The sequence below is a fragment of the Actinocorallia lasiicapitis genome, from assembly GCF_054778695.1.
Window position 1 is genome coordinate 1 of the sequence record NZ_BAAGZI010000730.1, and the last position, 1315, is coordinate 1315.

Consider the following 1315-nt stretch of genomic DNA (forward strand, 5'->3'; position numbering starts at 1 on the left):
CCCGGCCTTGCGCGCCGCGCGCTCGGCGGCGACGGCTACGGCGTGCTGCCGCTCGCGGGTGAGGGCGCCCTGGTCACCGCGGTCGCGGCCGACTCCGCGGAACTGCGCCGCCGCCTTGACCTGGGCGAACTGCTACTGACCGGTAAGTAACGCAGTCTTAACGGTCTAGGATATGGGAAAGCTTCTTTTCTTTTCGGGTTTGCCCTAGATTGTGCGCTGGCACACATTCCGATCAACTCTTTTGGCGCGCAAGGTGGACCCCGCATGGCCGACGTCGTCCTCGACGGTGTGAGCAAGTTCTACTCGTCCGACCAGTGCATCGTGGACAACATGCGGTTGCACATCCGGGACGGCGAAGTGTTCGTCCTGCTCGGCCCGTCCGGCTGCGGCAAGTCCACCGTCCTGCGGATGATCGCCGGCCTCGAGGAGATCACCTCGGGTGACCTGTGGCTCGGCGGGAAACTCGCCAACGAGCTCCCGCCCAAGGACCGCGACGTCGCCATGATCTTCCAGAGCGGCGCGCTCTACCCGCACTTCAGCGTCCGAGAGAACATCAGCTTCCCGCTGAAACTGGCCGGTGAGGACGCCACCGAGACCCACGGCAAGGTCACCGAGATGGCCCGCGCGCTCGGCCTCGACACCCTGCTCGCCCGCCGCCCCGCCACCCTGTCCGGCGGGCAGCGGCAGCGCGTCGCGATGGGCCGGGCGATGGTCCGCGACCCGCAGGTCTTCCTGATGGACGAACCGCTGTCCTCCCTCGACGCCTCGCTGCGCACCGAACTGCGCACCGAGCTCGGCGGCATGGTCCGCAGCCTCGGCGCCACCACCATCTACGTCACCCACGACCAGGTCGAGGCCCTGACCCTCGCCGACCGCATCGGCATCATGCGCGACGGCGTCCTCCAGGACCTCGGCACCCCGCAGCAGGTCTACGACGACCCCGCGACCGTGTTCACCGCCAGCTTCCTGTCCTCGCCGCAGATCAACCTGCTCGGCGGCACCGCCTGGGCCGTCCAGGGCGAGGGCGTCGTCATCCAGCTCGGCGACCAGCAGATCACGCTGCCCTGGTCCGACCCGCGCGCCGGCGCGTTCATCCCGCTGCACGGCGCGCCCGTCATCGTCGGCGTCCGCCCCGACGGCCTCCACCCGGTGACCGCGCCCGACGGCCGTCCCGTGCTCAGCGCGAAGCTCCGCACCGCCGAGTTCCGCGGCCACGAGTGGATGGCGTTCGCGCAGGCCAACATCCCGGGCGTCGACGTCGACACGGTCGGCCGCCGCGCCCGCAACCGGCCCCGCCCGGACGCCTCCGACACCA

General features: G+C 70.3%; 1 protein-coding gene. It reads left to right on the top strand.

Annotated elements, in window-relative coordinates; genetic code table 11:
- Positions 1-264: 264 nt before the first annotated feature.
- Positions 265-1315, top strand: a 1051-nt coding sequence (locus ACYVE7_RS34190; protein WP_460370743.1) for an ABC transporter ATP-binding protein, incomplete at its 3' end; no start/stop codon positions are given.